The following is a 14,867-nucleotide window of genomic DNA, read 5'->3' as shown; positions in this document are numbered from 1 at the left end:
GCTCAGTGCTTGGCGTCGGCGGCCGGCACCGCACCCTCGATCGGCTTGGCCTTCGGCGCGGACAGGCTGCCGCCCTTCTCGATCTCGGCGCGGACCACGCTGTCGATACGGCGGATGATCGAGGCGGACATTTCCCGGCGCAGCTCCGTGGCCAGGATTTCGCGTTCGGTGGTGGTACCGGTGGCGTCGGTCGGCGGCGACACATAGTCGCGCGACAGTTCGATCACCTGCTGCGGCACCAGTTCGCTGCCATCCTCGCGACGGAAGATGAAGATCACCGCGTAGCGCAGGCTGTATTCCTGTGCGCGGCCCTGCGAGTCGATGGCGATCGGCAGGTCACCCCAGCGCTCGGACAGCACCTGCAGCTGGGCGTTGGGTCCCTTGCTGTCCTCATCGGCCAGCTTGGCACCGGAGGCCAGCAGGCTGCGGTTGAGCAGCTTGACCAGTTCACTGTACGGGGCGGTGGAGACCACCTTCACCGGGGCAGTGTCGGTCGGCAGCATCAGCTTGTTGCGCAGATGGAAACCGCAGCCGGCGAGGCCGAGGACAAGAACGAGGGCAAGCAGGATTCGGGTCATGGAGACAGTCTGGCGGAGCCGGGCGATCACGGCAACACACAGCGTGCCCGAAGCCGCGTGAATGCAGGGCCATCAGGCGCCCGGCCCTGCTTATGGAATGGCACCGGCCACCGCGCGGGTGACCGGTGCCGGGGACATCAGGCAGCGACGATGTTCACGATCTTGCCCGGGACGATGATGATCTTGCGCACCGTCAGGCCTTCCATGAACCTGGCCGCGTTGGGCTCGGCCAGGGCCAGCGCCTCGACCTGCTCGCGCGCGGCATCGGCCGCCACCTCGATGGTGCCACGCAGCTTGCCGTTGACCTGCACCGCCAGGGTCAGCGCATCGCGCACCAGCGCGCTGCTGTCGGCCTGCGGGAACGGCTGGTCTTCCAGCAGCGTCTCGCCATGACCCAGCACCTGCCACAGGGCGTGGCTGGCATGCGGGGTGATCGGGTTGAGCAGCAGCACGATCGCCTGCAGCGCTTCCTGGCGCACCGCGCGGCCCTGCTCGCTGCCATCCTCGAACTTGGCCAGCGCGTTCATCAGCTCCATCACCGCAGCGATCGCGGTATTGAAGCTGTGGCGGCGGCCATAGTCGTCACCGACCTTGCCGATGGTTTCATGGGTCTTGCGGCGCAGCGCCTTCTGGTTGGCATCCAGCGCCGCGATATCCAGTGCCGGGGCGGCACCGTCGGCAGCGTGCTTCTGCACCTGGGCCCAGAGGCGGCGCAGGAAGCGGGCCATGCCGTCCACGCCGGCTTCGTTCCACTCCAGCGACTGTTCCGGCGGTGCGGCGAACATCGAGAACAGGCGCACGGTATCGGCGCCGTACTTGCCGACCATCGCCTGCGGGTCCACGCCGTTGTTCTTCGACTTGGACATCTTCTCGGTACCACCGACCACCACCGGCTGGCCGTCGGCGATCAGGGTGGCGCCGGTGATGCGGCCGCGCTCGTCGCGCTGCACTTCCACGTCGGCCGGGTTGATCCAGTCCTTCGAGCCGTCCGGGTTCGGGCGGTAATAGGTTTCGGCGATCACCATGCCCTGGCACAGCAGGTTGCGCGCCGGTTCGTTGCTGTCCACCATCCGCGCGTCGCGCAGCAGCTTGTGGTAGAAACGGAAATACATCAGGTGCAGGATCGCGTGCTCGATGCCACCGATGTACTGGTCCACCGGCAGCCAGTAGTTGCCGCGCTTGTCGACCGCATCACGGGCACCCGGCGAGGTGTAGCGGGCGTAGTACCAGCTCGACTCCATGAAGGTGTCGAAGGTGTCGGTCTCGCGCTCGGCCGCGCCGCCGCAATCCGGGCAGGTGGTCTTGCGCCATTCCGGGTCGGTCTTGATCGGCGAGCCGGTACCGGCGAAGGCCACGTCTTCCGGCAGCACCACCGGCAGCTGCTCTTCCGGCACCGGCACCGCGCCGCACTTGGCGCAGTAGATCACCGGAATCGGGCAGCCCCAGTAGCGCTGGCGGCTCACGCCCCAGTCGCGCAGGCGGTAGTTGACGCGGCGCTGGCCCTGGGCCTTGCGCTCGAAACGTTCGGCCAGGGCTTCAAAGGCGCCCTGGAAATCCAGGCCGTCGAACTCGGCCGAGTTCACCAGCTCGAAGGCACGGCTCTTGTCGCTGTACCAGTCCTGCCAGCGGCTACCGTCCCAGTTGCGCTCCTCTTCGGTGCGCGCATCCTTCAGGGCGATGACCTGCTTGATCGGCAGGCCGTACTTGTTGGCCACTTCGTTGTCGCGCTGGTCATGGCCCGGAACGGCCATCACCGCGCCGGTGCCGTAGCCCATCAGCACGAAGTTGGCGACCCACACCGGCACCGGCTCGCCGGTGACCGGATGCAGCGCGCGCAGGCCGGTGTCCATGCCGCGCTTTTCCTGGGTTTCCAGTTCAGCCTCGGACACGCCACCCTGCTTCAGGTCGGCCAGCATCGCCGCCAGCTCCGGGTTGTTCTTCGCCGCATGCAGCGCCAGCGGGTGCTCGGCGGCGATCGACACGAAGGTCACGCCCATCACCGTGTCCGGGCGGGTGGTGAACACGCGCAGCGGGTCCAGCGCGCTGCCATCGACATCGCGCACATCGAACTGGATCTCCAGGCCCTCGGAACGGCCGATCCAGTTGCGCTGCATGGTCTTGACCGATTCCGGCCAGCCGTCCAGCTCGTCCAGGCCGTCCAGCAGTTCCTGGGCGTAGTCGGTGATGCGCAGGAACCATTGCGGGATCTCGCGCTTCTCCACCAGCGCACCGGAGCGCCAGCCGCGGCCGTCGATGACCTGCTCGTTGGCCAGCACGGTCTGGTCGACCGGGTCCCAGTTCACCACCGCGTTGCGGCGGTAGGCCAGGCCCTTGCGCATCAGGCGGGTGAACATGCGCTGCTCGTGGACGTAATAGTCCGGACGGCAGGTGGCGAACTCGCGCGACCAGTCGATGGCATAGCCCAGCGACTTCAGCTGGCTGCGCATGTGGTCGATGTTCTTGTAGGTCCACGCCGCCGGCGCGGTCTTGTTCTTGATCGCAGCGTTTTCCGCCGGCAGGCCGAACGCGTCCCAGCCCATCGGCTGCAGCACGTTGTGGCCGGTCATGCGCTTGTAGCGGCTGATCACGTCGCCGATCGTGTAATTGCGCACGTGGCCCATGTGCAGCGCACCGGACGGGTACGGAAGCATCGACAGGCAGTAGTACTTCGGCTTGTCCGAAGTCTCGTCGACCTCGAAGGCACGGGTGGCGTCCCAGTACTGCTGGGCGGCGGATTCAACCTGCTGCGGGTCGTAGGCGTTGGTTTCAGCGCTGGTCATGGAACACGCGGATGCGGCGGCAAAGCGGTACAGCGTACCGCAGTGCGGCAAATGGCTCCAATCCTGCCTGCCGGACGCCGGCGCCGCGGCGCTCGGGGAGGCGTCTCAGCGCGGACGCGACAGCGGCAGGGCCGCCGCCAGCCAGACCAGCCAGCAGGCGAACGCGAGCCGTTGTGCCATCGGCGCCGGCAGTGTGCCCTGCAGGGCGAACGCCGCCAGCGCGGCCAGCACGCCGCAGCCCAGGGCCACTGCGCCCAAGGCCCGGCCATGCGCCTGGCGCAGATGGGACACGCCCAGCAGCACGGTGCCGGCGACGAAACCCAGCACCCAGATCATCCAGGCGCTGGCATGCAGCTGGCTGGCGGGCCCATGCAGGTCATCCACGTCCAGTGGCAGCAGCCCCATCGCGGCAAAGGCCAGACCGGCCAGCAGCAGCATCTGGCTGCCGACCCGTGGCGCCCAGCCAGCAGTGGCCGGCAGACTGCGGCGCAGGCGTTCAGCCACCGCCACCGCCAGCACGCCGGGCAGCACGAAACCCAGCAGATTGAAGGCCAGCGCATGCGGTACACCGCGCGCACCCAGCAGCGCCACCGGGTGGCGAGCCTGGGCATAGCCGTCCAGGCCGGCACCGAAGCCGGCCACGGCCAGGACGAATACGACTGCCGCAAGCAGCCCCAACCAACGATCAAGCCGGACCACGGACATTGCGCGCAATCACCCGGAAAGGAATGGACCACGGCATTGTCGCGGCAGCGGCGCGATGCGCCAAGCGCGGCGCATTCCAGAGCACTTCAATATCTGCCTGCTGCGCCTACCGTGATGCTCGAGGCATGGCAGTTCCGCCCTGTCGCAAGCGCGCCTCCCCATCGAAGCCTGTCGCCTCCGGCTAGTGGGTGATCCACACGCTGCACTGCGCCCCTGCCGGCCCGCCAGCACCACTCGAGGGCGTACTCCGTGATGGCAGGGTTGAGACCGACATCGATCGTCACCATAGAATCGGTCTCCAGATGCCAAGCGATGCCTCCCCCATGACCGAGACGACCTACGTATTCGACGCCACCACTGCGACCTTCGAGGCCGAAGTCCTGCAGAAGTCGCTGCAGACGCCGGTGCTGGTCGACTTCTGGGCCACCTGGTGCGGGCCGTGCAAGACCCTGGGCCCGATGCTGGAAAAGCTGGCTGCCGAGTACAACGGCGCTTTCGAGCTGGCCAAGGTCGATGTCGACAAGGAACAGCAGATCGCGGCGGCCTTCCAGATCCGCTCGGTGCCCACCGTGTTCCTGGTCAAGGGCGGCCAGCTGGTGGACGGCTTCCCCGGCGCCATTCCGGAAGGCCAGCTGCGTGAATTCCTGGCCCAGCACGGCATCGTGCCGGCCGATGTCGGCGATGCCGCCCCTGAAGATGACGCCCCGCTGGACCCGCAGGCGCAGGTAGACGTACTGCGCGCGCAGATCGCCGCCGAGCCGGACAAGGATGAGCTGAAGCTCGACCTGGCCCTGGCCCTGCTGCAGATCGGCGGCGTGGACGAGGCCGGTACCCTGATCGACGGCCTGCCGGCCAATCTGGCCACCGACGACCGCGCCGTGCGCGCCCGTGCCCGCCTGGCCTTCGCCGCTGCGCTGAAGGATGCCCCGGCGGCCGAGGTGCTGGAGGCCCGCATCGCCGCTGATGGCAAGGATCTCAAGGCCCGCCACCTGCGCGGCGTGCAGCTGCTGTTGGGCGGGCATGACGAGGCCGCCCTGGCGCAGTTCCTGGAAATGCTGCGGATCGACCGTGGATTCGAGGAGGGCCTGCCACGCAAAGCCTTGATCGACGCCTTCAATGTGATCTCCGACGAGGACCTGGTGGGCCAGTACCGCCGCAGGATGGCGTCGCTGCTGTTCTGAACGGAAGCCCGCTCCGTTCAGAATCCCTGCACTGAACGCGGGCAATAATGCGCGCGCTGGCGGCCTTGCGGTCGCCACGATCCGTTCGGGGGGATGAGGTCGGGGCCATGGGGTCTTGCAGCTGCACCCCCGCATTGCCGGGATTGCAAACTGTGACCGTCGTCCGCTCTCTGTCGTTCGCCATGCGTTTAACGGGCGCCCTGCTCTGCGCCCTCCTCCTGCCGCCTGCCATCGCCGGCGCCCAGGACTGGAACTACCGGGTCCGGCCCGGCGACACCCTGTGGGACCTGGGTGGGCTGTACCTGAAACCCTCGGTACGCTGGCAGCAGCTGCAGCAGCACAACCGCATCGACAACCCCTACCAGTTGCCGCCGGGCCAGCTGCTGCGCTTCCCGATCAGCTGGCTGCGCACCGAACCGGCGCCGGCCCGGGTGCTGTCGGTGCGCGGCAAGGTCGAGCTGTCCGGTGCCGATGGCACGGCGACCCGTGCGCTCCAGGCCGGCGAGCAGCTGCATATCGGTGACACCGTGGAAACCGAGGGCGATTCCAGCATCACGCTGGAATTCGCCGATGCCTCGCGCCTGCAGCTGCGCGAATACTCGCGCCTGCGCCTGGACCAGCTCAGCCGCTATGGCCACACCGGCATGGTCGACACCCGCCTGCGCCTGCAGCAGGGGCGCGCCAGCAACCGGGTGACGCCGGCGCGCGGCCCGGCCTCGCGCTACATCATCGATGCACCCACCGCGACCAGCAGCGTGCGCGGCACGGTGTTCCGGGTCAGCGCCGGGGATACCGGGCACGTCGGCGCCACCGAGGTCCTGCAGGGCAAGGTGCAGGTCGGCAACCCCCATGGCCAGCGGCTGGTACGGCCGGGGCAGTCCACCCGCAGCAGCAGCGCCGATGCGGCCCCCGCCGCGGTCTCGGCCCTGCTGCCGGCGCCGGCGCTGCGCAATGACGCGCTGCGCCTGGCGCCGCTGCCGACCCTGCTTGCCTGGGAACCGGTCACTGGCGCCGATCACTACCGGGTGGAAGTGGTGCAGGCGGCAACGCCGGAGATCCTGCTGTTCGCCACCACCACCGCCGACACCCGGTTGGCGATCGGCGACCTGCCGCCCGGCCAGCTGCGCCTCCTGTTGCGCGCGGTCGACGCACAGGGCGTCGAAGGCATGGATGCGAGCGCCGATTTCGAGCTCAGTGACCAGCCACCGCCGCCGCTGACCGTATCGCCGCTGCATGGGCAGACGATCAACAGCGACCGCCCGCGCTTCCGCTGGAGCCAGGCCCCCGGTGCACGCAGCAGCGTGCTGCAGATCGCCGCCGAACCCAGCTTCCGGCAGCCACTGCAGGAGCAGGCTACCCATGCGACCGACCTGCGCCTGGCGCAACCGCTGCCGCCCGGACAGTACTACTGGCGCGTGGCCTCGCGCGATGCCGAAGGCCACCAGGGCCGCTATGGCCAGGCGCTGCCGCTGCAGCTGAGCAACGAGCCGGTGGACCCGGCACTGCAACCGCCCGAGGCCGCGCACGGCGAGCTCACCCTGCGCTGGCAGGCCGGCAGCGAAGGCCAGCGCTACCGGGTGCAGGTGGATCGCCGCGGTGACTTCAAGGCCCCATTGATCGATGAAACCGTGGCCCAGCCGCAGGTGAGCTTCAAGCGCCCGTGGAGCGGCACGCTGCACGTGCGCGTGCAGTACATCGACGATGACGGCCACGCCGGCGAGTTCTCCCCTGCCCAGCAGATCCCGTTGCCATGCCGCCTGTGCTACGGCGCCGGTGGCGGTGCACTGCTGCTCTGGTTGTTGTTGTGAGGCGCTCGCCGCTGCCATGGTCGAAGCGGATCCTGCTGGCCCTGCTGGCCGGCGTGCTGACCATCGTGGCCAGCCAGGGCCAATGGCTGTGGCGGCAGGACGAGGCGGCCTATGACGCACTGGTCGGCAACTGGGACTACCGCCCCGACCCCAGCGTGCTGATCGTGGCCATCGACGAAGGCAGCCTGCAGCGTATCGGCCAGTGGCCCTGGCCGCGCTCGGTGCATGCCCGCCTGCTGGACCGCCTGACCGATGCCGGCGCCGAACGCGTTGCGCTGGACCTGATGCTGTCCGAACCCGACCGTCGCGACAGCCGCCAGGATGATGAGCTGGCGGCCGCGATCCGACGCAACGGCCGGGTGGTGCTGCCGGTGCTGGCGGCACCGGCGGCCGGCGACCGCATGGCCGAGGAAATGCTGCCGATCCCGCAGATCGCCGCCAGTGCTGCCGCGATCGGCCACACCGATGTCGAGGTGGATGGGGACGGCGTCGCCCGCGGCGTCTATCTGCACGCCGGTATCGGACGGCCGCACTGGCCGGCACTGGGCCTGGCACTGGCCGACCTGCCGGCGGGTGCGGTACGCGGCCTGCCGGACCCCGACCCGGCGCTGGGCTCGCCCTATCAATGGCGTCGCGATGATTACGTGCGCGTGCGCTACGCCGGCCCGCCCGAGCGGCTGCCGCAGGTGTCCTATGCGGACGTGCTCGATGGGCACGTGGATGGAGCGATGCTGCATGGCCGCCGCATCGTGGTCGGGATGACGGCCAGCGGCATCGCGCCTCGCCTGCTGACCCCGACCACCCGCGAGTTCTGGATGAGCGGCAGCGAGTACCAGGCCAACATCACCTCGATGCTGCTGCAGCACAAGCAGATCGACGTGCTGCCGCACGCCTGGCAGCACGCCATCAGTGGCGTGCTGGTGGCGCTGTGCGTGATCCTGCTCGGCCTGCGCCTGCCGTGGCTGGTCGCGCTGTGTTCGCTGCCGATGCCGCCGCTGCTGAGCTGGCTGCTGCTGCGCACCGGTGACCTGTGGTGGGCACCGGCCAGCGCGATGCTGGGCGTGGTGCTGGCACTGCTGGTCTGGGCGGTGTGGCGGATCTCGGCCTGGCACCGCCTGGCCAACCGCGATGCCCTCACCGGCCTGGGCAACCGCCTGCGCTTCGAGCAGTCACTGCAGCAGGAATGCGACGCCGCGCGGCGCAGTGGCAAGCCATTGAGCCTGGCGCTGATCGACGTCGACCACTTCAAGCGCCACAACGACCGCCATGGCCACCAGGTCGGTGACCGCGTGCTGCGTGATGTCGCCCGCCTGATCGGCGCCCATGCGCGCCGCCCGCGCGACATGGCGGCGCGCTACGGTGGCGACGAATTCGCACTGGTGCTGCCGGATACGCCGGCCGAGGGCGCGCGCCGGGTGATCGAGGACCTGATTGCCTGCGTGCGTGCACTGCCGGCGCCGGGCGATGGCAGCGATGACGGCGTCACGCTCACCATCGGGGTATTCACCCGCGTGCCCGACGGTGACCTGCAACCGCACCATTTCGTGGAAGGCGCCGACACCGCCCTGTACCAGGCCAAGGCCAACGGCCGCGACGGGTTCATGATCGACGGCGGGACGTGACTCCCGGGGTGCAACATACGCATGCGAATGGTTAGACTGGGCACCTCGCCTCGCGCCCCGGACCCGCATGAACGCCCGCCTGTTCCGCTTCGGCATCAACCTCTGGCCGCCGTTCCTGTTCACCGGCATCCACGTCACCCGGATCACGCCCGATTACCGGCAGATCGACGTGGCACTGCGACTGCGGCCGTGGAACCGCAATTACGTGGGCACGCATTTCGGCGGCAGCCTGTTCGCGATGACCGATCCATTCTGGATGCTGGGCCTGCTGCACATCCTCGGCCGTGACTATTACGTGTGGGACCGGGCCGGTGCGATCGATTTCCTCAAGCCTGGCCGGGGCACGGTGCGCACTTCGTTCCGCATCGATGATGCACTGCTGGCCGAACTGCGTGCCGAAGCGGCCGGCGGCGAAAAGGTGCTGCGCTGGTTCAGCAACGATGTCGTCGACGAAAGCGGCGAAGTGGTCGCCCAGGTACGCAAGCAGGTGTACCTGCGGTTGAAGCCGCACGCACGCTGATCCAGCACGCGCGCGCTATCCTCGGCCTCCCTGCCATGGAGGCTCCGATGCGCCCGTATGCGCTTGCCACACTGCTGACCCTGCTGTCCTTCACCACCCACGCCCTCGACCTGCCACCGGTGCAGTATCCGACGCTGCCGGCCCAGGCGGCCAATGCCGCCGGTTTCGTCCCCCAGGGCTGGGCACTTGAATCGAGCGTCGAAGGCGATCTCGACCAGGATGGCCGCGCGGACCTAGTGCTGGTGCTGCGTCAGCAGGCGCCACGCAACGTCATCGAGCACGATGGCTTGGGTCCCTCGCCGTACGACAGCAACCCGCGCATTCTCGCCGTGGCGTGGTCGCGCCCGTCCGGCTATGTGCTGGCGGTGCAGGACCACCAGCTGATACCGCGCCCGGACAATCCGGTGATGAGCGACCCGCTCGAAGACGGCGGCGTCAGCATCCAGCGGGGCACCCTGAAGGTCGCACTGTTTTCATTCGCCAGCGCGGGCAGCTGGTCAATGGGCACGACCGCCTTTACCTTCCGTTGGCAGGACGATGCCTTTGCGCTGATCGGCTACGACCAGAATTCGGTGATGCGCAATTCCGGGCAGACCGAGTCGGTGAGCGTGAACTTCTCCACCGGCAGGGTAAAGCGGAGCGAAGGCAGCATCGAGGACGACAAGGACAGCGTGCACTGGGAGGCCCTGCACAGCCGCCGCCGCTGGACGCTGCAGACCATCGGTGATGGCTGGGCATTCGATCCGCTGGCGGGCAGCGACTGAGACGCTGCTCAATCGCGCGCAGCAGCGGCCGGGGCGTTCTCCATCACCAGCGGCACCGACAGCCATGGGCTCTCGTCGGTGCTGCGCGACGGTGAACGCCGCGGCACCTGCAGACGGCGGCCATCGGCCGACAGCTGCGGTGCCCGCACCGGCGAGCGGAACTGCGCAGGCAGGCGCTGCAGCGCATCCACCGGATCCTGCGCCTGCTGCCGCAGCCAGCGCTGCGCGCCGATCAGCCGCACCATCGCGGCGGCATCCTGGGTCCGTGACGAATAGGCCGGATAGACCGGGCGGGCAATATCGGTCAGCACGCACCCCAGGATGTTCGACAGGCAGCCAAAGTCATGCTGAGGCGGTGCCGGCACCGGCAGCGGGCGATCCGCTTCCAGCGCCGCCATCGCCGCCGCGCCGCAGGCCCAGCCCAGATTGCCCGCCGCGCGCGCCAGGGTGCTGCTGCGATCCAGGACCAGCACCCCGCTGAATTCCTGCGCCGAAGTTTCGATCGCAGCCCGGCTCATCGCGTACTCACCCTGCATCGCACGGCACAGGCTCTGTTCGGCGGCCAGCATCGGCTGCATTGCCTGATCGCATTCCGCTGGCAACGGATGGTCGGCCGGCAGTTCGACCAGCATGTCGGCCAGCAGTTGGGCATTGGCCTGCACCAGGCTGGCACCGATGATGCTCTCCACCAGGTAACTGCCGCCCGTCACCAGCCGCCGGCCCAGCTGAAGCCCCCTGCAACTGCCACGCAGCGCACCGTCGATATCGCCCTGCACATAGGCCAGCGCGCGTGCGCTGGTGGCATCGATCATCAGGCCATAGGTCGGCATCGGCACCAGGATGCCGTCGCCCTTGGGCCGGAATGGCGACACGAAGTGGTCCGCATCGGCCAGCTGGTCCAGGCGCGCATGCAGCTGCTGGTGGCCAGCGTGGGCATCGACGAAGCGCTGCGGGTCGGCGCGCACCTGGCCCAGGCAGTCACTGGCGGTCGGCCCGCAGCTGGCCGCCGGTCGTGATCGCAGCGCGTCATGGTCCTCCGCCAGCTGCGGTCCGGCGCCGCCATTGCCGCGCGGATCGGCCTCCCAACGCTGCACGTCGCGGGCCAGGGCCTGTTCGCGCTGGCGCGCGTCCAGATCGTCGAACGCGAGCGTCCACAGCAGCGCAAAACCGTTGTGGCCGTGGACAGGCAGGCGGGCCTGCAGGCGCTGCTGGGCCTGTAGCCGCGATTCGGGCACCGGCCACATGCGCGAGGCGCACCACACCACGATGGCCAGCACCAGAAGGCCTGCCAGGGTCCAACCCAGTCCGCGCAGAATCTTCAACACAGCTTCCCTTCCATGTGCCGTTGCCGCAGTCGATTGCCCAGCGTAATCGAGCGGCCGTGACCGCTACAATGCGCACATGTCGCTCGAAGCCCCCGCCCTGGTCCCCCGCCCCTCCCTGCAGCGCCTGTTCCTGACCGGCCTGCTGACCCTGCTGCCGATCTGGCTGACCTGGGTCGTGGTCAAGTTCGTGTTCGTGCTGCTGTCGGGCATTTCCAGCCCGTTGGTGGTGCCACTTTCCGAGCAGATCGCGACAAGCTTTCCGCACTACCTCGGCTGGGTCCGGGCCGAGTGGATCCAGAACACCATCGCCCTGCTGGCCACCCTGCTGGTGATCCTGGCGGTGGGCGTGGCCAGCCGCCGCGTGCTGGGCCAGCGCCTGCTGCGCTGGGTTGGCGCGGTCATCAAGCGCATTCCGCTGGCCAGCATCATCTACGACAGCGCCAAGAAGCTGCTGGACATGCTGCAGACCGAACCGGGCAGCACCCAGCGCGTGGTGCTGATCGACTTCCCGCACCGCGACATGAAGTCGGTCGGGCTGGTCACCCGCGTGATCAAGGAACACGGCACCGACCGTGAACTGGCCGCGGTGTACGTGCCCACCACGCCGAACCCGACTTCGGGTTACCTGGAAATCGTGCCGGTGGAACTGCTGACCCCGACCGACTGGACCGTCGACCAGGCCATGAGCTTCATCATTTCCGGCGGCGCCGTCGCGCCGTCCAGCGTTCCGTTCACGCGCGCCGGCGATCGCAGCGAATGACCGCGGCGCCGATCGAGCGCCCGTTGCAGGACCGCGCGGTCCTGCTGTTCATCGTGCTGGCTGCGTTCTTCTGCGGCAATGCGGTGCTGGCCGAACTGATCGGAGTGAAGATCTTCGCGCTGGAAGACACCCTCGGCATCGATCCGCTGAACTGGAACCTGTTCGGCCAGACCGGTTCGCTCAGCTTCACCGCCGGCACCCTGCTATGGCCGGTGGTGTTCATCATGACCGACACCATCAACGAGTTCTTCGGCAAGCGCGGCGTGCGCTTCATCTCGTGGCTGGCCGTGGTCCTGATCGCCTATGGCTTCCTGTTCGCCTTCGCGGCGATCTCGCTGGCGCCGGCCAGCTGGTGGATCACCTCCATGGACGGGCACGGCGTGCCGGACTACCAGGCCGCATTCGCAGCGGTGTTCGGCCAGGGCATGTGGACCATCGCCGGTTCACTGGTGGCCTTCCTGCTCGGCCAGCTGATCGACGTGGCGGTGTTCCATCGCATCCGCCAGGCCACCGGCGAGCGCCACGTGTGGCTGCGTGCGACCGGGTCCACCGCGATCTCGCAGGTGGTGGACAGCTTCGTGGTGATCTGGATCGCCTTCGTGCTCGGCCCGCAGCACTGGCCGACCTCGCTGTTCCTGGCCGTCAGCAGCGTCAACTACATCTACAAGATGGGCTTTGCAATTGCCCTGATTCCGCTGCTGTACCTGATGCGGCGTGCGATCACCCGCTATCTGGGCGCAGACAGGGCCGCTGCGCTGCGCGCGGCGGCGGCGGCTGACTGAAGCCCCAGCGGCGGCAAGCTGACTGCGCCTTCACGCTGGCCGTACGCGGCCGGATCGTGCAAGCTCCACGGTCTGTGTTCCACGGAAGCTCCTGATGCCGCATCCCACCCGCGCCCTGGCCGCCGCCATCGCCGCGTTGTTCCTGTTCAGTGCCGTGCCGTCGGCCGAAGCAGCGAAAAAGAAGGCCAGCCGCCCTGCCGCCGCGCAGACCCGCCAGGCTGCCAAGCCCAAGGCCAGGCCCGCCCGCGCCACCGCACCGGCGCGTGGCAGCTCGGCACGCCGCGCCGCGCCGCGTCCGGTGGCGCCGGCCCGTGCCGTACCCAAGCAGGTACAGCTGGAGCGCCTGTACGACGAGTACTGGGATGCCTCGATGCGGTTGAACCCGCTGCAGGCCACCTTCCAGGGCGAATCCCGCTACAACGACCAGCTGCCCAACATCCTGTCCGCCGCCTGGCGCCAGCAGTCGCACGACTTCACCACGCAATGGCTGGGCAAGGTCGAGAAGCTCGGCAGTGATGGCCTGCAGGGCCAGGACCTGCTCAGCTACGAGATCTTCGTGCGCGACGCACGCGCCTCGCTGGCCGCCGAGCGCTACCCGAGCTGGATGATGCCGATCAGCCAGTACTACAACATCGGCAGCATCATGGCGATCCTCGGTGCCGGTGCCGGCGCGCAGCCATTCAACACCGTGCAGGACTACGACACCTGGTCGCGCCGTTCGCTGGGCATTCCCGAACTGTTCGACCAGGCCATCGACAACATGCGCCAAGGCATGAAGGCCGGCGTGGTACAGCCGCGCGACCTGATGGAAAAAGTGCTGCCGCAACTGGATGCGGTGATCAAGCCGACCGCCGAAGAGAGCATCTTCTGGTCGCCGATCCGCACCATGCCCAACACCATCCCGGCCGAGGACAAGGCGCGCATCAGCGCCGAGTACAAGCGCATGATCGAACTGCGCATCATGCCGGCCTATCGCGCCCTGCGCGGCTTCATCGCCACCGAATACCTGCCGGCCACGCGCGCCAGCAGCGGCCTGGGCGCACTGCCCGATGGCCAGGCCTGGTACGCCAGCCTGATCGTGCAGACCACCGCCAGCGACCAGACCGCCGCGCAGCTGCACGCGCTGGGCGAACAACGCGTGCAGGAACTGCAGGCGCAGATCGCCACGGTGATGAAGGATGCCAAGCTGCGCGGCACCCCCACCAAGCTGCTGCGCAGCATGCGCAACGACCGCCAGTTCCAGTACGGCGATGCCAATGCGCTGATCAACCGTTACCGCCAGGTGCAGCAGCAGGTCAACGCACGCCTGCCGCAGGTGCTGGATACCTTGCCCAAGGCGCCGCTGGACGTACGCGCGGTGGAACCGGAGCGTGCGCTCACCGCCGCTGCCGCTGCCTACCAGCCGGCACTGCCCGGGCAATCCGCGGTGCTGTACGTGAACACCCGCGACCTGCCCGGCCGCAAGCGCTGGAACGTGCCGGTGCAGTACCTGCATGAAGCGATCCCCGGCCACCACGTGCAGCTGGGCCTGCAGCAGGAGCTGGCCAAGCTGCCGCGCTTCCGCCGCCTCGGTGGCGATCTCGCCTTCGTCGAAGGCTGGGGCCTGTACGCCGAAACGCTGGGCGAGGACCTGGGCATCTACACCGATCCCTACGACCGCATCGGCTACCTGTACTCGCGCCTGCTGCGCGCCGCCCGCGTGGTGGCCGATACCGGCGTGAATGCCCAGGGCTGGAGCAAGCAGCAGGCTGTCACCTACCTGCAGAAGACCGTGGACATGAGCAGCGACGATGCCAACGCCGAAGTCGAGCGGGTCATGGCCCAGCCTGGCCAGGCACTGTCGAACGTGGCCGGCCTGACCACCATTGTCGCCCTGCGCGACAAGGCCAGGGCGCGCCAGGGCGCCGCCTTCGACCTGCGCCGCTTCCACGCCGAACTGCTGAAGGACGGCTCGATGCCGCTGGACGTGCTGGACCGCAAGATGGAACGCTGGATGGCCCAGCCGGCCAGCGCCACGCCCGCCCCGTCACCCTGAGCCTTCC

General features: G+C 68.5%; 12 protein-coding genes. 8 read left to right on the top strand and 4 right to left on the bottom strand.

Annotation, left to right across the window (positions count from 1 at the left end; translation table 11 throughout):
* Positions 1 to 2: 2 nt before the first annotated feature.
* The 3 genes from AC5P6H_RS05040 to AC5P6H_RS05030 form a co-directional block, all read right to left on the bottom strand.
* Positions 3 to 578, bottom strand: coding sequence for an LPS-assembly lipoprotein LptE (locus tag AC5P6H_RS05040; RefSeq protein ID WP_041863673.1), 576 nt, complete (start codon positions 576 to 578; stop codon positions 3 to 5).
* A 137-nt stretch (positions 579 to 715) separates the two neighbouring features.
* Entirely contained in the window at positions 716 to 3,358 is a 2,643-nt protein-coding gene (gene leuS / locus AC5P6H_RS05035; protein ID WP_049442503.1) for a leucine--tRNA ligase, read from the bottom strand.
* Between the two features lie 105 nt (positions 3,359 to 3,463).
* Positions 3,464 to 4,063 carry a DUF998 domain-containing protein gene (locus tag AC5P6H_RS05030; RefSeq protein ID WP_075076259.1) on the bottom strand — a complete coding sequence of 200 codons (600 nt, stop codon included), beginning with the start codon at positions 4,061 to 4,063 and terminating at the stop codon, positions 3,464 to 3,466.
* 323 nt (positions 4,064 to 4,386) lie between these two features.
* Between AC5P6H_RS05030 and trxA the strand changes: the two genes are divergently transcribed.
* The 5 genes from trxA to AC5P6H_RS05005 all read left to right on the top strand — a co-directional run bounded on the left by trxA (position 4,387) and on the right by AC5P6H_RS05005 (position 9,958).
* Entirely contained in the window at positions 4,387 to 5,244 is an 858-nt protein-coding gene (gene trxA / locus AC5P6H_RS05025; RefSeq protein ID WP_014038035.1) for a thioredoxin, read from the top strand.
* A gap of 107 nt (positions 5,245 to 5,351) precedes the next feature.
* Positions 5,352 to 7,052, top strand: a complete 1,701-nt coding sequence (locus AC5P6H_RS05020; protein ID WP_329768452.1) for a FecR family protein — start codon at positions 5,352 to 5,354, stop codon at positions 7,050 to 7,052.
* Complete coding sequence (locus AC5P6H_RS05015; RefSeq protein ID WP_069116173.1) at positions 7,049 to 8,674, top strand: CHASE2 domain-containing protein; 1,626 nt, start codon at positions 7,049 to 7,051, stop codon at positions 8,672 to 8,674. The genes AC5P6H_RS05020 and AC5P6H_RS05015 overlap by 4 nt, the downstream gene beginning before the upstream one ends.
* A 67-nt stretch (positions 8,675 to 8,741) precedes the next feature.
* On the top strand, positions 8,742 to 9,194 hold the full coding sequence (locus AC5P6H_RS05010) for a DUF4442 domain-containing protein (RefSeq protein WP_014647953.1): 453 nt from the start codon (positions 8,742 to 8,744) through the stop codon (positions 9,192 to 9,194).
* A gap of 47 nt (positions 9,195 to 9,241) precedes the next feature.
* Positions 9,242 to 9,958, top strand: coding sequence for a hypothetical protein (locus AC5P6H_RS05005; protein WP_126411233.1), 717 nt, complete (start codon positions 9,242 to 9,244; stop codon positions 9,956 to 9,958).
* Positions 9,959 to 9,966: 8 nt separating this feature from the next.
* Here the strand turns inward: AC5P6H_RS05005 and AC5P6H_RS05000 are convergent, their stop codons facing one another.
* A complete protein-coding gene (locus AC5P6H_RS05000; protein ID WP_126411234.1) occupies positions 9,967 to 11,283 on the bottom strand; it encodes a hypothetical protein in 1,317 nt (438 codons plus the stop codon).
* Positions 11,284 to 11,359: 76 nt separating this feature from the next.
* Here AC5P6H_RS05000 and AC5P6H_RS04995 point away from each other — a divergent pair, with 76 nt between their 5' ends.
* The 3 genes from AC5P6H_RS04995 (at position 11,360) to AC5P6H_RS04985 (ending at position 14,860) form a co-directional block, all read left to right on the top strand.
* Entirely contained in the window at positions 11,360 to 12,043 is a 684-nt protein-coding gene (locus tag AC5P6H_RS04995; RefSeq protein ID WP_014647956.1) for a DUF502 domain-containing protein, read from the top strand.
* The gene (locus tag AC5P6H_RS04990; RefSeq protein WP_032958685.1) at positions 12,040 to 12,825 is read left to right on the top strand and encodes a queuosine precursor transporter; all 786 of its coding nucleotides are present in this window, start codon (positions 12,040 to 12,042) and stop codon (positions 12,823 to 12,825) included. Before AC5P6H_RS04995 ends, AC5P6H_RS04990 begins: the two co-directional genes overlap by 4 nt.
* Positions 12,826 to 12,919: 94 nt before the next feature.
* On the top strand, positions 12,920 to 14,860 hold the full coding sequence (locus tag AC5P6H_RS04985) for a DUF885 domain-containing protein (protein ID WP_049442350.1): 1,941 nt from the start codon (positions 12,920 to 12,922) through the stop codon (positions 14,858 to 14,860).
* The last annotated feature ends 7 nt before the right edge of the window (positions 14,861 to 14,867 follow it).

This window comes from Stenotrophomonas sp. YJH_SMC_110 (assembly GCF_059369255.1).
Note: the sequence above shows the minus strand (reverse complement) of the source record. Positions and strands in the feature narration are given on the sequence as shown.

Excerpts from the sequence above, each read along its gene's own strand:
- AC5P6H_RS04985 (WP_049442350.1), top strand. The coding sequence starts at position 12,920 with ATGCCGCATCCCACCCGCGCCCTGGCCGCCGCCATCGCCGCGTTGTTC.
- AC5P6H_RS05040 (WP_041863673.1), bottom strand. The coding sequence starts at position 578 with ATGACCCGAATCCTGCTTGCCCTCGTTCTTGTCCTCGGCCTCGCCGGC.
- AC5P6H_RS05010 (WP_014647953.1), top strand. The coding sequence starts at position 8,742 with ATGAACGCCCGCCTGTTCCGCTTCGGCATCAACCTCTGGCCGCCGTTC.
- AC5P6H_RS04990 (WP_032958685.1), top strand. The coding sequence starts at position 12,040 with ATGACCGCGGCGCCGATCGAGCGCCCGTTGCAGGACCGCGCGGTCCTG.
- AC5P6H_RS05030 (WP_075076259.1), bottom strand. The coding sequence starts at position 4,063 with ATGTCCGTGGTCCGGCTTGATCGTTGGTTGGGGCTGCTTGCGGCAGTC.
- AC5P6H_RS05020 (WP_329768452.1), top strand. The coding sequence starts at position 5,352 with ATGGGGTCTTGCAGCTGCACCCCCGCATTGCCGGGATTGCAAACTGTG.
- leuS (WP_049442503.1), bottom strand. The coding sequence starts at position 3,358 with ATGACCAGCGCTGAAACCAACGCCTACGACCCGCAGCAGGTTGAATCC.
- AC5P6H_RS05005 (WP_126411233.1), top strand. The coding sequence starts at position 9,242 with ATGCGCCCGTATGCGCTTGCCACACTGCTGACCCTGCTGTCCTTCACC.
- trxA (WP_014038035.1), top strand. The coding sequence starts at position 4,387 with ATGACCGAGACGACCTACGTATTCGACGCCACCACTGCGACCTTCGAG.
- AC5P6H_RS04995 (WP_014647956.1), top strand. The coding sequence starts at position 11,360 with ATGTCGCTCGAAGCCCCCGCCCTGGTCCCCCGCCCCTCCCTGCAGCGC.